This window comes from Kitasatospora sp. NPDC004799, from assembly GCF_040609095.1.
Classification (GTDB): domain Bacteria; phylum Actinomycetota; class Actinomycetes; order Streptomycetales; family Streptomycetaceae; genus Kitasatospora.
In genome coordinates this window covers 1-15,793 of record NZ_JBEXJK010000187.1, presented here as the reverse complement: position 1 = coordinate 15,793, position 15,793 = coordinate 1, and the positions used below count along the sequence as shown (strand labels likewise).

Genomic DNA, 15,793 nt, shown 5'->3' with positions numbered 1-15,793 from the left:
GGGAGTTCGACGACAGGCCCCGGGCGACGGGCGCTCGGCCGGGCGCCCGCCGGCCTGTCAGCACCTGCTCGCCCGCACCGACCGGTCTCCCACGGAGCTGACCCGCCACCTTGACGGGCTGCGGGTCCGGTGTCCCGCGCCGGAGATCCGCTGACGGATCCACGCGCGTACGGCTGCGGCACCGCGCGCATCGACGGCGGGTTCGGCGACCACGACCCGCAGGTGGCGGGCCGGGCTCACGCCGCCGGGCTCACCGTGGCCGTGGCCCCGGGGGCGGCCGCGACGCGGTTGCGGAGCGTACCGATGCGTTCGACCTCGACCTCGACGAGGTCGCCGGGGCGCAGGTGGCGACCGGAGAACACCCCGGCGCCGCGCGGGGTCCCGGTGAGGATCACGTCGCCGGGTTCGAGGGTCTGGTAGCGCGAGAGGTAGGAGACCAGCTCGGCCAGGTCGTGGATGAAGCCGCTGGTGCGGTCGGACTGGCGCAGCTCGCCGTTGACCCGGGTGCGCAGCCGGAGGTCGAGCGGCTCGGGGAACTCGTCCGGGGTGACCAGGCAGGGGCCGAGCGGCTTGAAGGTGTCGAAGCTCTTGGAGACGCCGATGGAGGCGGTCGGGTCGCCCGAGATCGCCCGGTGCTGGATGTCGCGGGCGGAGACGTCGTTGGCGACGGTCAGGCCGGCGAGGTGGTCCAGCGCGTCGGCGGCCCGGACGGCGGTCGCGGGCGTGCCGATGACGGCGGCGACCTCGCCCTCGTAGTCGACCTCTCCGGCCGCGACCGCCGGGAGGCGGATGTCCTCGCCGGGGGCGACGACCGCGGACCCGGCGACCACCTGGAAGTTCGGCTCGGCGGGCAGGGTGATGCCGGGCCGCCCCATCGCGGCGAACATCTCCAGGGCCTCCTCCGCGTGACTGCGGTAGTTCAGGCCGACGATCAGGACCTTCCCGGGGCGGCGGACGGGAGCGAGCAGCCGGACCTCGTCGAGGGCGACCTGTCGGAGGACCGCCGCCGTGCGGGCCGCGGCGGTCCCGGGGCCGCGCAGGAGGGCGCCCAGGTCGGCGACGTCGAGATCGAGCAGGGAGAGCACGCCGGGGCTGTCCTCCCGGGCGATGCCCAGGGCTGTGCTGTACAGGCGCATCGATGACTCCCGCGGGTCGGGGGAAGAAGGTCTCTTGCTTCAGAGTCAAGAGCCTTCTTGGTTCGGAGTCAAGAGTTCGTCGGCCGCCGAGCCCGACCCCTGGTGCCGCAGGTGGGGGCGCGGGCGCGGGCTCGACGGCGGACCCTAGGCTTGGTTGCCATGCCAAGAAACCGTCAGCAGATCCCGAAAGCCGAGCGCGAGGCCGTCCTGGTCGAGAGCGCCTGGGAACTCTTCGCCACCCGGGGGTACAAGGGGACCAGCCTGACCGAGGTCGGCAAGGCGGCGGGGGTCGCCGCGAACGCCGTGCGCTGGTACTTCCCGACCAAGGACGAACTGTTCGCCGCCGCGCTGGACCGCCTGTTCCTGCGCGAGCGGGAGCGCGTCGAGGCGGATCCCGCGATCGGGGGCGACCCCCGGCGGCAGCTGGTGACGTTCCTCGTCGACCTGGAGGCCCACCGCGGGCTGCACCGCGAGGCGTACGACCGCATGGGGGAGTCCCCGGCCCTCGCCGACGCCTACTCCCGGATGCAGGAGTGGCTGGAGGGCCGCCTCCTCGCGGCCGTCGCGAGCCGGCTGCCCGAGGGGGCGGACGTCGCGCCGGTGGCGGACGTGGCCCACGTGCTCTTCGAAGGGCTGCTGGTCAGCACCCGGGAGCTGGACCGGCCGACCGAGGAACTCGTCGACCTGCTGATGGAGGCGCTGGCGGCGGTCGCGGCGGCGCGCTGAACCCCTCTCTTGACTGCCATACAAGAGACTGCCTAGGTTTCTCTTGTATGACAGCCAAGAGGGCTGCCGTGCCCTCGAGAAGGAGGTCGCCACTCCATGGCTTCTCCCGAAAAACTCGCCCACGTCGTGCTGCGCACCGGCCGTCTGCCGGCCATGACGGACTGGTACGCACGCGTCCTCGAAGGCCGCGTCGCCTTCGCCAACGAGGCCCTCGCCTTCCTGACCTACGACGACGAGCACCACCGGGTCGCGCTGGTCGCCACCGGGGCGTCCGAGCGTCCGACGGACACGCACACCGGTCTTCACCACGTGGCATTCACCTACGCGACGATCAAGGACCTGCTCGACACGTACCGGCGGCTGAAGGGCGACGGCATCCACCCCTTCTGGTGCGTCAACCACGGGCCGACCACCTCGATGTACTTCGAGGACCCGGACGGCAACCACATCGAGCTCCAGATCGACAACTTCGCCACCGCGGAGGCCCTCGACGAGTGGTTCCGGTCCGGCGCCTTCGACGCCGACCCGATCGGGGTCGACGTCGACCCCGACGACCTGGCGCGCCGCTTCGAGTCCGGTGAGCCCCTCGCCGACCTGGTGAGGCGCGCGTGAAGGACATCGACGTCCCGGTCGTCATCATCGGCGCCGGTCCGGTGGGGCTGGCCACCGCGCTCGTCCTCGGCCGGCACGGCGTCCGCAGCCTCGTCTGCGAACAGTACGGCGGGATCAACCCCCACCCCCGGGCCCACGTCGTCAACACCCGGTCCATGGAGCTGTTCCGCGCCTGGGGCATCGCGGACGCCGTCCGGGCGGACGCGGCCGACCCGGTCCAGGCCGGCACCATCCTGTGGAAGCAGACCCTCGCCGGGGACACCCTGGGCCGGATCGACTTCGCGGACGGCCCGCAGGGCTCGCTCCGGCAGCGGGCGGACGCCTCCGCCGAACAACTCGCCTCCTGCGCCCAGGACCGGGTGCAGCGGCACCTCCTGGACGCGGTCCTCGCCCAGGGCGCGGCCGCCGTCCACTACAGCACCACGGTCGTCGAGGTGACGGACCACGGGGACGCCGTCGACGTCACCGTGGAGGGCGCGGGCGGACGGCAGGTCCTGCGCACCCGGTACGTCGTGGCGGCGGACGGAGCGGCCGGGGGCATGCGCGACAGGCTCGGCATCGCGATGGAGGGCTCCCCGGTCCTCGGGCACCAGCTGAACATCTACTTCCACGCCGACCTCTCCCCGTGGATGCGCCAGGACCCGGCCCTGCTGGTCTGGCTGATCAACGAGACCTCCCCGGGCGTCCTCATCGGGATGGACGGCACCCGCCGGTGGACCTTCCAGCGGGACTTCGACCCGGCCGTCGAATCGCCGCAGGACTACCCGCCCGAGCGGTGCGCCCGGATCATCCGGGACGCCGTCGGAACCGCCGAACTCGACGTGGACGTCCGGTCCGTGGGGTCGTGGGCGCTGACCGCCCGGACCGCCGAGACGTACCGCAGCGGCCGGGTCCTGCTCGCCGGCGACGCGGCGCACCAGTTCCCGCCGACCGGCGGCCTCGGCATGAACAGCGGCCTCGCCGACGCGGACAACCTCGGCTGGAAGCTCGCCGCCGTGCTGAGCGGCCGTGCGCCCGACGCCCTGCTCGACAGCTACGAGCGGGAGCGCCGCCCCATCGCCGTCGACAACGCCCGCCACAGCATGCTGAACGCCATCAAGATGGCCGAGGTCGGCATCGGGCCCGCGACGGCCGAGATCGCCGCGCGCCTCGCCGGCCCGGACCGGGCGGTCGCCGCGGCGGAACGCCGGCGGATCGCGGAGGCCGTCCCCCGGCAGCGCCCGCACTTCGACGCGCTCAACCAGGAGATCGGCTACGCCTACGGCCCGGCCCGGCCGGCCTTCGGCGCGGGCGGCACCCCGCCCTCGGCCACCGACTACACGCCGACGGCCGTCCCCGGAGCGCGACTTCCGCACGCCTGGGTCGAACGGGACGGGGAGCGGGTGTCCACCCACGACCTCCTCGGGCCGGGCTTCACCCTGATCACCGGGCCGGAGGGCACCGGCTGGGCGGAGTCCTTCGCGGACTCCTTCCCGGAGTCCTTCCCGGAGCCGGGCGAGGAGTCCCGCGCGCGGGCCGGGGAGACCGGGGACGGCCTGGTGCGCCGGACCGTCGTCCTCGGGCGTGACGTCACCAGCCCGGACGGGCGCTGTGCCGAGCTGCTCGGCATCGGTGCGGACGGAGCCCTCCTCGTCCGGCCGGACGGTCACATCGCGTGGCACAGCACCGGGGGGTCGACGCCGGCGTCGGCGCTCGCCGACCTGCTCCGCGGAGCCGAGCGGCCCGCCCCGTAACGCGTCGTCAGGTCCCCTCCCCGGCCGCGGCCGGAATCCCGGCTCGGCCCGGGGACGGACCCCGTGGGGAGCGCCGGCCCCCGTGCCCGGCGCTCCCGATCCATCGCCCCGGCCCCTCGCCCCCACCCGGTGGCCCGGCCGCGCCCGCCCCGCCGGCCGGCCGCCCGCCACCTGCGACGCCCCACCCGGAGGAACACAGTGGTGACCCCTCAGTACACGACCGGGCCCCGGCCCTCGCTCCAGGACCGACACGTCCGCGAAGAAGGCACCGTCCACCTCACCGGCATCCAGGCCCTCGCCCGACTGCCGCTCGACATCCGTCGCGCCGACCGTCGGGCGGGCCGCGACACCGCGGGATTCGTCTCCGGGTACGAGGGTTCGCCGCTCGCCGGGTACGACCTGGAGCTGGCGCGCTGCCGCCCCCTCCTCGACGAGTACGGGGCGGCCCAGGGGCGGCTCTGGGCGGGGCAGGGGTGTCCGACGGGCCGGAGTAGCCCGTTCGGGTGCTCCCGGCCGAATCCGCCGCGCGGGCCGCCGGAACCTCTGCTGAGCTGGGGCGGTTCGGAATCCTCGACGACCCCGGTGGAGGTGGCCGTGTCCGTGGAGCGCGCGCCCGGCGAGCAGCGGCGGCCGGACCACCGCAGGCCGTACCTGATGCTGCCGCCCGCGCTGCGGCAGGCGGCGGCCTGGTCGGTGGCGGTGATCCTGCTGATCGCCGTCGCCTCGCTGGTGGTCTTCGCGCTGGTCGAACTGCGGGCGGCCACCGTGCCGTTCGTCCTGGCGCTGCTCGGGGCCTCGCTGCTGTACCCGGTGGTGCCCTGGCTGGTGCGCCGGGGCGTCGGCCGGGGCCTGGCCGCCGGGCTGACCTGCACGGTGCTGGTCTGCGCGGTCGGCGGGGTGCTCGCGCTGCTGGTCAACTCCCTGGTGCACAGCGCCCCGCAGATCGCCTCCTCGCTCCAGGAGGCGGGGGCGCGGCTGGCCGAGTGGCTCGGCCCGTTCGGAGGGAAGATCCAGCACGCGCTCAGCAACGCCAAGGGCGAGACCAACTCGCTGGTCTCCACCCTCACCAACGGGGTGCTCTCCGGGCTCGGCCTGCTCACCCAGCTGATCGCCGGCGGGGTGCTGTCGCTCGCCCTGGTGTTCTTCTTCCTCCGGGACGGCCACCGCACCGGCGACGCCATCCGCTCCTACCTGCCCGAGCGCAGCGCCACGACCGTGATCGCCTGCGCCGAGCGGGCCTTCACCGCGATGGCCGGGTTCATGCGCGGCACCACCCTGATCGCCCTGATCGACGCGGGCTTCATCACCATCGGCCTGGTCGCCCTCGGCGTGCCGGGCGCGCCCGGCCTCGGCGCGCTCGTCTTCATGGGCGCCTACATCCCCTTCGTCGGCGCCTTCCTGTCCGGCACGGTCGCCGTCCTGGTGGCCCTCGCCGACGGCGGCCTCGGCACGGCGCTCTGGGCGCTCGGCGTGGTGCTCGCGGTGCAGCTGATCGAGGGCAACGTCCTCCAGCCGGTCATCCAGAGCCGCACGGTCGAGCTGCACCCGGCCACCATCATGGTCGCCGTGGTGGCCGGCTCCGGCATCGCCGGCATCATCGGCGCCCTCCTCGCCGTCCCGGTCTGCGCCGCCGCCATGGGCGTGATCTCCGTCCTGCGCGGCGACCCGGCCCCGGCGGAGGCGGGGGAGTAGCAGGGGCATCCGGAATCTCGCGAACTATTCGGTATTTTACCAGAATATCGATGGAATGTCATATCCGATGGGGATATGGAAAATCGGCACCCTGTTCGCTAGATTGGCGCCCATGACTGGGACTGCTGAATTAATCGTCGAATCCGGCGAATTGCGGCTGTGGACCGAACGGGCCGGCAATCCGAACGACCCGACGGTCCTGCTGGTGATGGGGACCGCCGCGCAGGGCATCGGATGGCCGGACGAGCTGGTGGAGGTGCTGGTCGCCGGCGGTCGCCAGGTCATCCGCTACGACCACCGGGACACCGGCCGGTCCAGCTGCGTGGACTTCGCCGCCCACCCCTACGCGCTGGCGGACCTGGCCGCCGACGCGGCGGCCGTGCTCGACGGTCACGGAGTGGCCGCCGCGCACGTCGTCGGGGCGTCCCTGGGCGGCGCGATCGGCCAGTGGCTGGCCGTGCACCGCCCTGAACGCGTACTGACCCTGACCGCGATGATGACCGGCCCGATGGGGCACAGTGCGGGCCCGGCCTGGGCGCGCGCCATGGCCGGCCAGGCGCCCGACCCCGCTGACCTCCCGCCACCCGCGCCGCGCTTCCTGGCGCATCTGGCGCAACGCGCCGCGCTCCCGCAGGGGACCCGCGAGGAGTGCGTCGCGGCGAGCCTGGAGACCTGGCGGGTGCTCAACGGCGAGGTCCTCCCCTTCGACGAGCCGGCCGCCCACCGCTTCGTGGAGGCCTCCTTCGACCGGACCGGCGACCACGGCGCGGCCCTCAACCACGACCTGGCCGGCCGCCGGATGACCGGGGACCGCCTCGTGCCGCTGTCCTCGATCAAGGCCCCGACGCTGGTCGTGCACGGCACCGAGGATCCGCTGCGCCCGCTGCCGCACGGCCGTGCCCTCGCCGGGGAAATCCCCCATTCCCGATTCCGGTCGATTCCCGGTATGGGGCACACGCTGTTCTCCCCCGGGCTTCCCCGGCAGATCGGCGACATCATTCGTGAGCACATCGCGTAGGGAACGGAAAGCGGATGCCCGCCCGTGGGCGCCGAAATGCCGTCCGGAATCGTTCATCCCGCGTCGACGACACCCGGATTCCGGAAGGGGCGCAGCCCGCTGTGCGGTTCGGGCGGCCGGAGCGGGCGGTGGCCCGGCATGTTGGTGCGGCGCCGCGCGAACGGGGCCGACGGGGCGTCGAAATCGGGTTGCCCGGGCGTGATCCGTTGTGCGAGCATCGCTAATGCGACGCAAGTCGCGATAGCGCCTGGGAGGGTGTACATGGAACTGATCGACGTCGCCGAGGCGGGGGCCGGGCCGTACGGGGTCGCGGTGGGGGCGGACGGGAGCGTCTGGTTCACCCTGGTGCACAGCGGGGAGGTCGGACGGCTGGGGCCGGACGGGGCGGTGGCGCGCCACGGGCTCGGGGCGCCCGGGTGCGGGCCCGCGGTGATCGCGGCCGGGCCGGATGGCGCGATGTGGTTCAGCCGGATGCGGGACCACCGGATCGGGCGGATCGGCGCGGACGGGGCGGCGGACTCGTTCGGGGTGCCCGCGGCGGACGCCGGGCCGTACGGGATCGCCGCCGGGCCGGACGGGGCGCTCTGGTTCACCGAGCTGAACGCGGACCGGGTCGGGCGGATCACCGTGGCGGGCGAGGTGACGGAGTACCCGCTGCCGCTCGCCGGGGCCTTCCCGTCGCTGATCACGGCCGGGCCGGACGGCGCGCTGTGGTGCACGCTCAACCAGGCGGACGCGGTCGCGCGGGTCGGCACGGACGGCGGGGTGACCGTCCACAAGCTGCCGACCGAGGGCACCGCGCCGGTCGGGATCACCGCCGGGGCGGACGGCGCGCTCTGGTACGTCGGGATCGGCGGCGGGCTGGTCGGACGGATCACCGTGGACGGCGAGGTGGCGGAGTACCCGCTGGCCGACCGCGCGGCCCGGCCGCACGCGATCGCCGCCGGGCCGGACGGCCGGCTCTGGTTCACCGAGTGGGGCGCCGGCCGGATCGGGGTGCTCACCCCGGACGGGCGGCTCGACGGGCACCCGATCCCGGGCGAGGGCGCCGAGCCGCACGGCATCGCCGTCGCCCCGGACGGCACCGTGTACGCGGCGCTGGAGCGCGGGCAGCTCGCCAGGCTGGTGCCGAACGGCAACTGACGGAGCGTCAGGAACGCGAGTCCGAGCGTTCGGAACCGCGGGGCCGCGGGCCCGCGCGGCCAGGAGGTCCCGGTCCGTCCCCGGGAACTCGGGCCCAGCGGCCCCGGCCGGGCGGGCCGAAGGGCCCTGGGGTGCGGAGGCGGCCTGTTCGGATCATGGATCGCCATCCATTCGCACGACGTTCCGAAGGAGTGCGTCCTTGAGCGCCACCCAGGCACAGGGCGACCCCACCTCACCGCCAACGGCCCTTCCCACGGGGACGGTCAGGCCCAGGAGGCCCGGTTCGGCCCTGGTCAGGCTGCTGACCACCACCGACCACAAGACGATCGGCACCATGTACCTGGTGTCGGCGTTCGCGTTCTTCCTGATCGGCGGCATCCTCGCCCTGGTCATGCGCGCCGAACTCGCCCGGCCCGGAACGCAGATCCTCTCCAACGAGCAGTTCAACCAGGCCTTCACCATGCACGGCTCGGTGATGCTGCTGCTGTTCGCCATGCCGCTGTTCACCGGCTTCGCCAACTGGATCATGCCGCTCCAGCTCGGCGCGCCGGACGTCGCCTTCCCGCGCCTGAACATGCTGTCCTACTGGCTGTTCATGTTCGGCTCGCTGATCGCCGCGGCCGGCTTCGCGACCCCGCAGGGCGCCGCCGACTTCGGCTGGTTCCTCTACGCGCCGCTGTCCGACGCGATCCACTCGCCCGGCGTCGGCGCCGACATGTGGATCATGGGCGTGACGCTGTCCGGCTTCGGCAGCATCTTCGGCGCGGTCAACTTCATCACCACGATCATCTGCATGCGCGCCCCCGGCATGACCATGTTCCGGATGTCCATCTTCTGCTGGAACGTGCTGCTCACCTCGGTGCTGGTGCTGCTGGTCTTCCCGGTGCTGGCCGCCGCGCTGCTGGCGCTGGAGTGCGACCGCAAGTTCGGCTCGCACGTCTTCGACCCGGCCAACGGCGGGGCGATGCTCTGGCAGCACCTGTTCTGGTTCTTCGGGCACCCCGAGGTGTACATCCTGGCGCTGCCGTTCTTCGGCATCGTCTCCGAGGTCATCCCGGTCTTCAGCCGCAAGCCGATGTTCGGCTACTCCGGCCTGATCGCGGCCACCATCGCGATCGCCGGCCTGTCCGTGACGGTGTGGGCGCACCACATGTACGTCACCGGACAGGTGCTGCTGCCGTTCTTCTCCTTCATGACCTTCCTGATCGCCGTGCCGACGGGCGTGAAGTTCTTCAACTGGGTCGGCACCATGTGGAAGGGCTCGCTGAGCTTCGAGACCCCGATGCTCTGGACGGTCGGCTTCCTGGTCACCTTCCTCTTCGGCGGCCTGACCGGCGTGCTGCTCGCGGCCCCGCCGATCGACTTCCACGTCTCCGACTCGTACTTCGTGGTCGCGCACTTCCACTACACGCTGTTCGGCACCGTGGTCTACGCGATGTTCGCCGGCTTCCACTTCTGGTGGCCGAAGATGACCGGCAAGAAGCTCGACGAGCGGCTCGGCCGGATCACCTTCTGGACCCTCACCGTCGGCTTCCACGCGACCTTCCTGGTCCAGCACTGGCTGGGCGCGGAGGGCATGCCCCGCCGCTACGCCGACTACCTGGCCTCGGACGGCTTCACCACCCTGAACACCGTCTCCACCATCGGCTCGTTCCTGCTCGGCCTGTCGATCCTGCCGTTCCTCTACAACGTCTGGAAGACCGCCAAGTACGGCGAGAAGGTCACCGTGGACGACCCGTGGGGCTGGGGCCGCTCGCTGGAGTGGGCCACCTCCTGCCCGCCGCCGCGGCACAACTTCGTCAAGTTGCCGCGGATCCGCTCGGAATCCCCGGCCTTCGACCTCCACCACCCGGACATCGCGGCCCGGGACGTCCTGGAGCACAGCGGCGAGCCCGCCAAGCACCTGGAGGGCGTGGAGCCGGCGAAGTACGACCGGCCGCTGACCCGGGCGGACCGGGCGCGGGTGCCGTCGGGCTCCACCGACGCACCCTCCTCGGGCGGCTGAGCCCGCTCCCCGAAACGCCGTCCCCGCCCGCTCCGCTGCCCCCGGGCGGGCGGGGACGGCCCGTTCCTCCCCTCTCCTCCCCACCCCTTCGTGACCAGGAAGGCCGGGTCGTGAACCACACCGTTCTCGCCATCGGCACCGCCGCCCTCACCGCGAGCGGCTGTGTCTGGTACCTGCCCGCCATCGCCGACCTCCAGGCCGGCGCCGACCGGCCCCGCTCCACCCGTACGGCCGCCGCGGCCTGCGTGCTCTGGTGGGCCGGGCTCGCCCTGGCGGGCGGGCTGCTGCTGGTCCTGCCGGACTGGCGGCCCGCCGCGCAGATCGCGCTCGCCGGACTGGTCGGCGGTACGGCGCTGCGGCTGCGGGCGCTGTGGGACCGCCGCCGGGAGGTGCGGGAGACGGCGGCCCGCTGGGCCGCGCTGGAGGCCGGGCCCGCCCCGCGCTCCACCCGGACGCCGGCGCTGGCGCTGGCCGGGTGGCTGGTGGTCGGCGCGGCCGTCGCCTCGCTCGGGGCGGCGGCCATCCTGCTGTCCGGCGGTGGGGACGTGGTGCCCCGGGTGGTGCTGGCGGCGGTCAGCGGCGCGGGCGTCGCGCTCGCCTTCCTGCTGATGGGGCTGGGGAACGTGCGGCGGCAGGGGCGCTGAGGGCGTCCCCCGGTGGCTCCGGGCCCGGCGGCCCGGCCCGAATGGGGCCGTTGGGCCCTGGGCCGGGCCGCCGGGCCCGGGGGATGATGCCCTGGGCCCCGCTGGGAGTGTGCGGGGGTTGACGAAGGTGGAGCCGCGTGATGGCGACCAAGACGGAGGGTGCCGAGGCCTCGGCGCCGGTCCGGGTGTTCCTGCTGGACGACCACGAGGTGGTGCGCCGCGGGGTGCACGACCTGCTGGACGGCGAGCCGGACCTGGAGGTGGTCGGGGAGGCGGCGACGGCCGAGCAGGCGCTCGTCCGGGTGCCCGCGCTGCGGCCCGACGTGGCCGTGCTGGACGTCCGGCTGGGCGACGGCGACGGCGTCTCGGTCTGCCGTGAGCTGCGCTCGCGGATGCCCGGGCTGGCCTGCCTGATGCTGACCTCCTTCGACGACGAGGAGGCGCTGCTGGACGCCGTGATGGCGGGCGCCGCCGGCTACGTGCTCAAGCAGATCAGCGGGACCGACCTGGTCGCCGCCGTCCGCACCGTCGCCTCCGGGCGCTCGATGCTGGACCCGGGCGCCGCGACCCGCCTGCTCAACCGCCTGCGCAGCGACGCCGAGCCCGCCCAGCCGGTCACCACCGGACCGGGCCTGACCGCGCGCGAGCAGGAGGTCCTCGAACTCATCGGCGAGGGCCTGACCAACCGGCAGATCGGCGAGCGGCTCTACCTCGCCGAGAAGACCGTCAAGAACCACGTCTCGCGGCTGCTCGCCAAGCTCGGCGTCGAGCGGCGGGTGCAGGCCGCCCTGATCGCCACCGAGCTGCGCCAGGCCGCCGCGGCCCCGGCGCCCTCCGTGCTGCGCTCCGGGCGGTTCTGAGCCGCCGTCCGGGGCCGCTCTGGTCCGTCCGGGACCGTTCGGGATCGAACGGGCCGTCGGTCCCGGGACCGACGGCCCGGCGGGTGGGGCCCTCGCCGGCCCCCGCCGGGACCATCGGCCCTCGCGGCCGGGCCCGGGTGCGGGCGAGCATCGCACGCATGAACCGCGACCACGTCCCGTCCCCCCGGCCCGTCCCGTACGACCGTCCCGAGCTCCCCGAACTCCGCGAGCTCGACCGCAAGCGCTCGCTGGAGCTGCTGGCCCGGGCCGACGTCGGCCGGGTGGTCTACACCGTCGACGCCCTCCCGGCCGTCCTGCCGGTGCCGTTCCGGCTGGCCCCCGGCGGGGTGCTGCTCTCGGCGCCGGCCGGCTCCGAACTGGCCCGGGCGGTCGACGGCGCGGTGATCGCCTTCGAGGCCGACGAGGTGGACGCCCGGGACGGCTCCGGCTGGTTCGTCACCGTCCTCGGCCGCGCCCAGGTCCGCCCGGCCGCCAGGACGGCCGAGCCGGGCGGCGGTACCGTCCGCATCCGCATCCGCCCGGAGCTGGTGATCGGCCGCTGCCTGGCCTGAGCCCGCCGGTCGGACGCCGGAGGGGGCGGCCGGGGAGGGGCAACAGCCGGACGGGGGAGGGGAGTCGGGCGAGCGGCCCGACCTAAGATCGTCGTCCATGACGTACTCCGCTGCCCCCGGACCGACCCACGACCTGCGCTCCTTCGACAGCGGCCACGGCCGCCTCGCCTACCTCGACGCCGGCACCGGCGAGCCGCTGGTGCTGCTGCACGGCGGCCTGCTGGACCACCGGAGCTGGGCGGACCAGCTCCCCGCCCTGCTGCCCGAGCACCGGGTGGTCGCACCGGACACCCGCGGCCACGGCGCCTCCGACAACGCGAGCCGGCCGTTCCGCCCCGCCGACGACCTGGCGGACCTGCTGCGCCACCTCGGCCTCGGCCCGGTGACCGTGGTCGGGCTGTCCATGGGCGGGACGATCGCCCTCGACCTGGCCCTCGAACACCCGGAGCTGGTCCGCGCGTTGGTGATCAGCGGCAACGGCACCGGCGAGTCCGAGTTCAACGACCCCTGGCTGCACGGACTCGCCGCCGAGCAGGGCGCCGCGCTCGCCGAGGGCGACGGCGAGCGCTGGCTCGACTCGTTCACCCGCCTCGCCTCCGGGCCGTACCGCGCCCTGGAGGACGTCGACCCGGAGGTGGTGCGCCGGCTCAAGGAGATGACCCGGAACACCGTCGCCAAGCACACCCCCGACGAGCCCCAGTACCTGGTGCCGGTGACCGACACCTGGCGGCGGCTGACGGGGATCACCGTCCCGCTGCTGGCGATCAACGGCGGCATCGACTCGGTGGACCACATCGGCCTGGCCGAACGGGTCTGCCGCACCGTCGTCGACGGCCGGGCGGTGACCGTCGAGGGCACCGGGCACTACCCGAACATGGAGCGGCCGGCGGAGTTCAACGCCCACCTGCTCGGCTTCCTGCGCGCCCTGCGGGGCTGACCGGCAGGCCTCGGGCCTCGGAGGGGCAGGGCTCAGGACCCGATCGGGGCCTCCCAGGCCAGCCGGGTGCCGCCGCCCTCGGCCGGGTCGACGGTGAAGGTGCCGCCGACCCGGTCGGCGCGCTCGGCCAGGTTGCGCAGCCCGCTGCGCCGCCCGCCCTCGGGCACGCCGACGCCGTCGTCCGTCACGGTCAGCACCACCCGTCCGGCCAGGGCGCGCAGCGCGACCTCGACCCGGGACGCCCGCGCGTGCCGGACGGCGTTGCTGAGCGCCTCGGCGAGGACCGCGACCACGTGCCCGGCCAGCTCCTGCGGCACGTCGGTGTCCAGCAGGCCCTCCATGCTCAGCCGGGGCGCGAAGCCGAGCGGGCCCTGCGCCTCGGTGACCAGGCGGGTGGCGCGGGCGCGCAGGCCGCGGTCCGGCTCGCTGTGGGCGCGCAGGCCGAAGATGGTCGAGCGGATGATCTTGATGGTCTCGTCCAGGTCGGCCACCGCCCGGGCCACCCGGTCCGCCGCCGCCTGGCTCTCGATCAGTCGGCCCGCGCTCTGCAGCGTCATCCCGGTCGCGAACAGCCGCTGGATCGCCAGGTCGTGCAGGTCCCGGGCGATCCGGTCGCGGTCCTCCAGCAGGTTCAACTGCTCGGCGTCGCGCCGCCGTTCGGCCAGCTCCAGGGCCAGCGCGGCCTGGTCGGCGAAGCCCAGCAGCGGGCCGGTCTCCTCCGGCCCGAAGGCCGGCTGCCCCTGCGCCCGGGCCAGCAGCAGCACGCCCCGCCCGTACCCGGCGCCGGTGCCCAGCGGCACCGCCACCGCCGCGCCCAGCCCGTCGAAGCGGCCCGCCGGGCCGGCCGGGAACCGGGCGTCGCAGGCCAGTTCGTCACTGGTGGCCGGCGAGCCGGAGACGTACGCGGCGCCGGACAGCGTGCCGTCCACCGGCACCGTCACCCCCAGCCGCGCGGCCGGCGTGCCGCCCAGCGCGACCTCCACCGTCAGCTCCTCGGCCCGCTCCTCCGGGCCGGCCAGCGCCACCGAGACGTCCGCCAGCTCGGCGCCGGAGATCTCCCGGGCCCGGCGGGCGATCAGCTCGACCACCTCCAGCCGCGGCGCCCCCGACAGCAGGCTGCGGGTGATCTCGGTGCTAGCCCGCAGCCAGCGCTGGCGCAGCTGCGCCTCCTCGTACAGCCGGGCGTTGTCGATCGCCACCCCGGCCGCGACCGCCAGGGTGGCGATCACCGCCTCGTCGTCCTCGTCGAAGTCCAGCCCGCCGCGCTTGTCGGTCAGGTAGAGGTTGCCGAACACCTCGCCGTGCACCCGCACCGGCACCCCCAGGAAGGTGTGCATCGGCGGGTGGTTCGGCGGGAACCCGACCGAGGCCGGGTGGTCGGACAGCACCGGGCAGCGCAGCGGCTTCGGCTCGCGGATCAGCTCGCCCAGGATGCCCCGGCCCGAGGGCGGCGGGCCGATCTCGGCGATCTCCTGCTCGGTCAGGCCCACCGTCAGGAACTGCGACAGGGTGTGCCCGTCCGGCCCGATCACCCCGAGCGCCCCGTACCGGGCGTCCACCAGGTCGGCGGCGGCCTCCACGATCCGGTGCAGCGCCTGCGCCAGGTCCAGCTCGCGCCCGACCGCCAGCACCGCCTCCAGCAGGCTGTGCACCCGGTTCTGGGTGCCGCGCGCCGCGTCGATCCGCCACTGGAGCTCCTCCAGCAGCTCGTCCAGGCGCAGCCGTGGCATCCGCGCGCCGCCACCCGCCGCGCTGCCGTCCGCTCCGCCCACCGCAGTCCTCCTCGTCGTGCTGCCCTGGCCGGCCCGTCCGCCCTCCGGACGCGCCGTTTCCGCCCCGTGGACGGCCGTTCCTGTTGCCGCGGTCCGGCCCAAGGCCGTCCGACCAGCGGGATCGCCGTGTTCACGGTAGTGCCCACGTGTCAGTGGTGGGGACGGCGGGGTGGGTCGTAGGCTCCGTCGGGCGGGCCTTTCGTCCCGCCGCACAGGGCCCTGCGGCCTCTGCCGCCGGACCGTGCGCCGCTGCCAGGGTGGGGGTGGAGCGGACGGGGCGTCAGAGCGCTCCGCGGCCCGCACCGAACCGCCGAGCGTCGACCGCGTGTCGACAGTGTTGGAGGAAGACTCATGACGTCCATCGTGCTGGCCGGGGTCGACGGCTCGCCGCAGAGCACCGCGGCCGCCCACTGGGCCGCCGCCGAGGCGGTGCGCCGGGGCGCCACGCTGCGCCTGGTGCACGCCTGGCCGTGGCTGACCGACGGGGTGTCCTCCTTCGCCGAGCCGGACGCGCTGCCCGAGGCCGTCCGCACCACCCTGGCCGAGGCCGCCGACGACGTCCGCGCCCTGCACCCGGACCTGACCGTGGAGACCGACGCCGTCCTGGACGCGCCGGTGGACGGTCTGGTGGCCGCCGCCGCGGAGGCGGAGCTGCTGGTGCTCGGCTCGCGCGGCCGCGGCGGCTTCGCCGGACTGCTGCTGGGCTCGGTCAGCATGGCGGTGGCCGGGCGCAGCAGCGTGCCGCTGGTCGTGGTGCGCGAGGCCGGTCCGGACGGCGAGGGCGCGGCCGAGGTGGTGGTGGGCGTCGACGCCCACACCCCGGAGGCCGAGGTGCTCGACTTCGCCTTCCGCGAGGCGAGAGATCGGCCGCCGGCTGGCCAAGCTGGCCGAGTCCGCCCAGGTCGTGGTGGTCACCCACCTCCCGCAGGTGGCCGCGTTCGCC

At 74.5% G+C, this 15,793-nt stretch carries 14 protein-coding genes; 12 read left to right on the top strand and 2 right to left on the bottom strand.

The window, feature by feature from the left end:
• Window positions 1-236: 236 nt before the first annotated feature.
• Window positions 237-1,136 carry a fumarylacetoacetate hydrolase family protein gene (locus tag ABZW03_RS22865; RefSeq protein ID WP_355261220.1) on the bottom strand — a complete coding sequence of 300 codons (900 nt, stop codon included), beginning with the start codon at window positions 1,134-1,136 and terminating at the stop codon, window positions 237-239.
• 159 nt (window positions 1,137-1,295) lie between these two features.
• Here ABZW03_RS22865 and ABZW03_RS22860 point away from each other — a divergent pair, with 159 nt between their 5' ends.
• The 11 genes from ABZW03_RS22860 to ABZW03_RS22810 all read left to right on the top strand — a co-directional run bounded on the left by ABZW03_RS22860 (window position 1,296) and on the right by ABZW03_RS22810 (window position 13,078).
• Entirely contained in the window at window positions 1,296-1,862 is a 567-nt protein-coding gene (locus ABZW03_RS22860; protein ID WP_355261217.1) for a TetR/AcrR family transcriptional regulator, read from the top strand.
• Between the two features lie 96 nt (window positions 1,863-1,958).
• On the top strand, window positions 1,959-2,474 hold the full coding sequence (locus ABZW03_RS22855; protein WP_355261214.1) for a VOC family protein: 516 nt from the start codon (window positions 1,959-1,961) through the stop codon (window positions 2,472-2,474).
• Window positions 2,471-4,207 carry an FAD-dependent monooxygenase gene (locus ABZW03_RS22850; RefSeq protein ID WP_355261211.1) on the top strand — a complete coding sequence of 579 codons (1,737 nt, stop codon included), beginning with the start codon at window positions 2,471-2,473 and terminating at the stop codon, window positions 4,205-4,207. The genes ABZW03_RS22855 and ABZW03_RS22850 overlap by 4 nt, the downstream gene beginning before the upstream one ends.
• Before the next feature lie 201 nt (window positions 4,208-4,408).
• Complete coding sequence (locus ABZW03_RS22845; protein ID WP_355261209.1) at window positions 4,409-5,899, top strand: AI-2E family transporter; 1,491 nt, start codon at window positions 4,409-4,411, stop codon at window positions 5,897-5,899.
• 112 nt (window positions 5,900-6,011) lie between these two features.
• Window positions 6,012-6,917: an alpha/beta fold hydrolase gene (locus tag ABZW03_RS22840; RefSeq protein ID WP_355261206.1), complete on the top strand. Its 906-nt coding sequence runs from the start codon at window positions 6,012-6,014 to the stop codon at window positions 6,915-6,917.
• Between the two features lie 261 nt (window positions 6,918-7,178).
• Complete coding sequence (locus ABZW03_RS22835; RefSeq protein ID WP_355261204.1) at window positions 7,179-8,060, top strand: virginiamycin B lyase; 882 nt, start codon at window positions 7,179-7,181, stop codon at window positions 8,058-8,060.
• A 199-nt stretch (window positions 8,061-8,259) separates the two neighbouring features.
• The gene (ctaD, locus tag ABZW03_RS22830; RefSeq protein WP_355261201.1) at window positions 8,260-10,065 is read left to right on the top strand and encodes a cytochrome c oxidase subunit I; all 1,806 of its coding nucleotides are present in this window, start codon (window positions 8,260-8,262) and stop codon (window positions 10,063-10,065) included.
• 110 nt (window positions 10,066-10,175) lie between these two features.
• A complete protein-coding gene (locus ABZW03_RS22825) occupies window positions 10,176-10,709 on the top strand; it encodes a hypothetical protein (protein ID WP_355261198.1) in 534 nt (177 codons plus the stop codon).
• 140 nt (window positions 10,710-10,849) lie between these two features.
• A complete protein-coding gene (locus ABZW03_RS22820; protein ID WP_355261195.1) occupies window positions 10,850-11,569 on the top strand; it encodes a response regulator transcription factor in 720 nt (239 codons plus the stop codon).
• A gap of 158 nt (window positions 11,570-11,727) precedes the next feature.
• Window positions 11,728-12,141 carry a pyridoxamine 5'-phosphate oxidase family protein gene (locus ABZW03_RS22815; protein WP_355261192.1) on the top strand — a complete coding sequence of 138 codons (414 nt, stop codon included), beginning with the start codon at window positions 11,728-11,730 and terminating at the stop codon, window positions 12,139-12,141.
• A 97-nt stretch (window positions 12,142-12,238) separates the two neighbouring features.
• Window positions 12,239-13,078 (top strand): alpha/beta hydrolase, encoded by an 840-nt coding sequence (locus ABZW03_RS22810; RefSeq protein WP_355261189.1) that lies wholly within the window; start codon window positions 12,239-12,241, stop codon window positions 13,076-13,078.
• A gap of 32 nt (window positions 13,079-13,110) precedes the next feature.
• On the opposite strand, the gene ABZW03_RS22805 is transcribed toward ABZW03_RS22810, so the two are convergent.
• Window positions 13,111-14,808 (bottom strand): GAF domain-containing protein, encoded by a 1,698-nt coding sequence (locus ABZW03_RS22805; protein WP_355261223.1) that lies wholly within the window; start codon window positions 14,806-14,808, stop codon window positions 13,111-13,113.
• Window positions 14,809-15,201: 393 nt separating this feature from the next.
• Here ABZW03_RS22805 and ABZW03_RS22800 point away from each other — a divergent pair.
• A partial coding sequence (locus ABZW03_RS22800; RefSeq protein WP_355261186.1) for a universal stress protein occupies window positions 15,202-15,793 on the top strand: 592 nt, incomplete at its 3' end.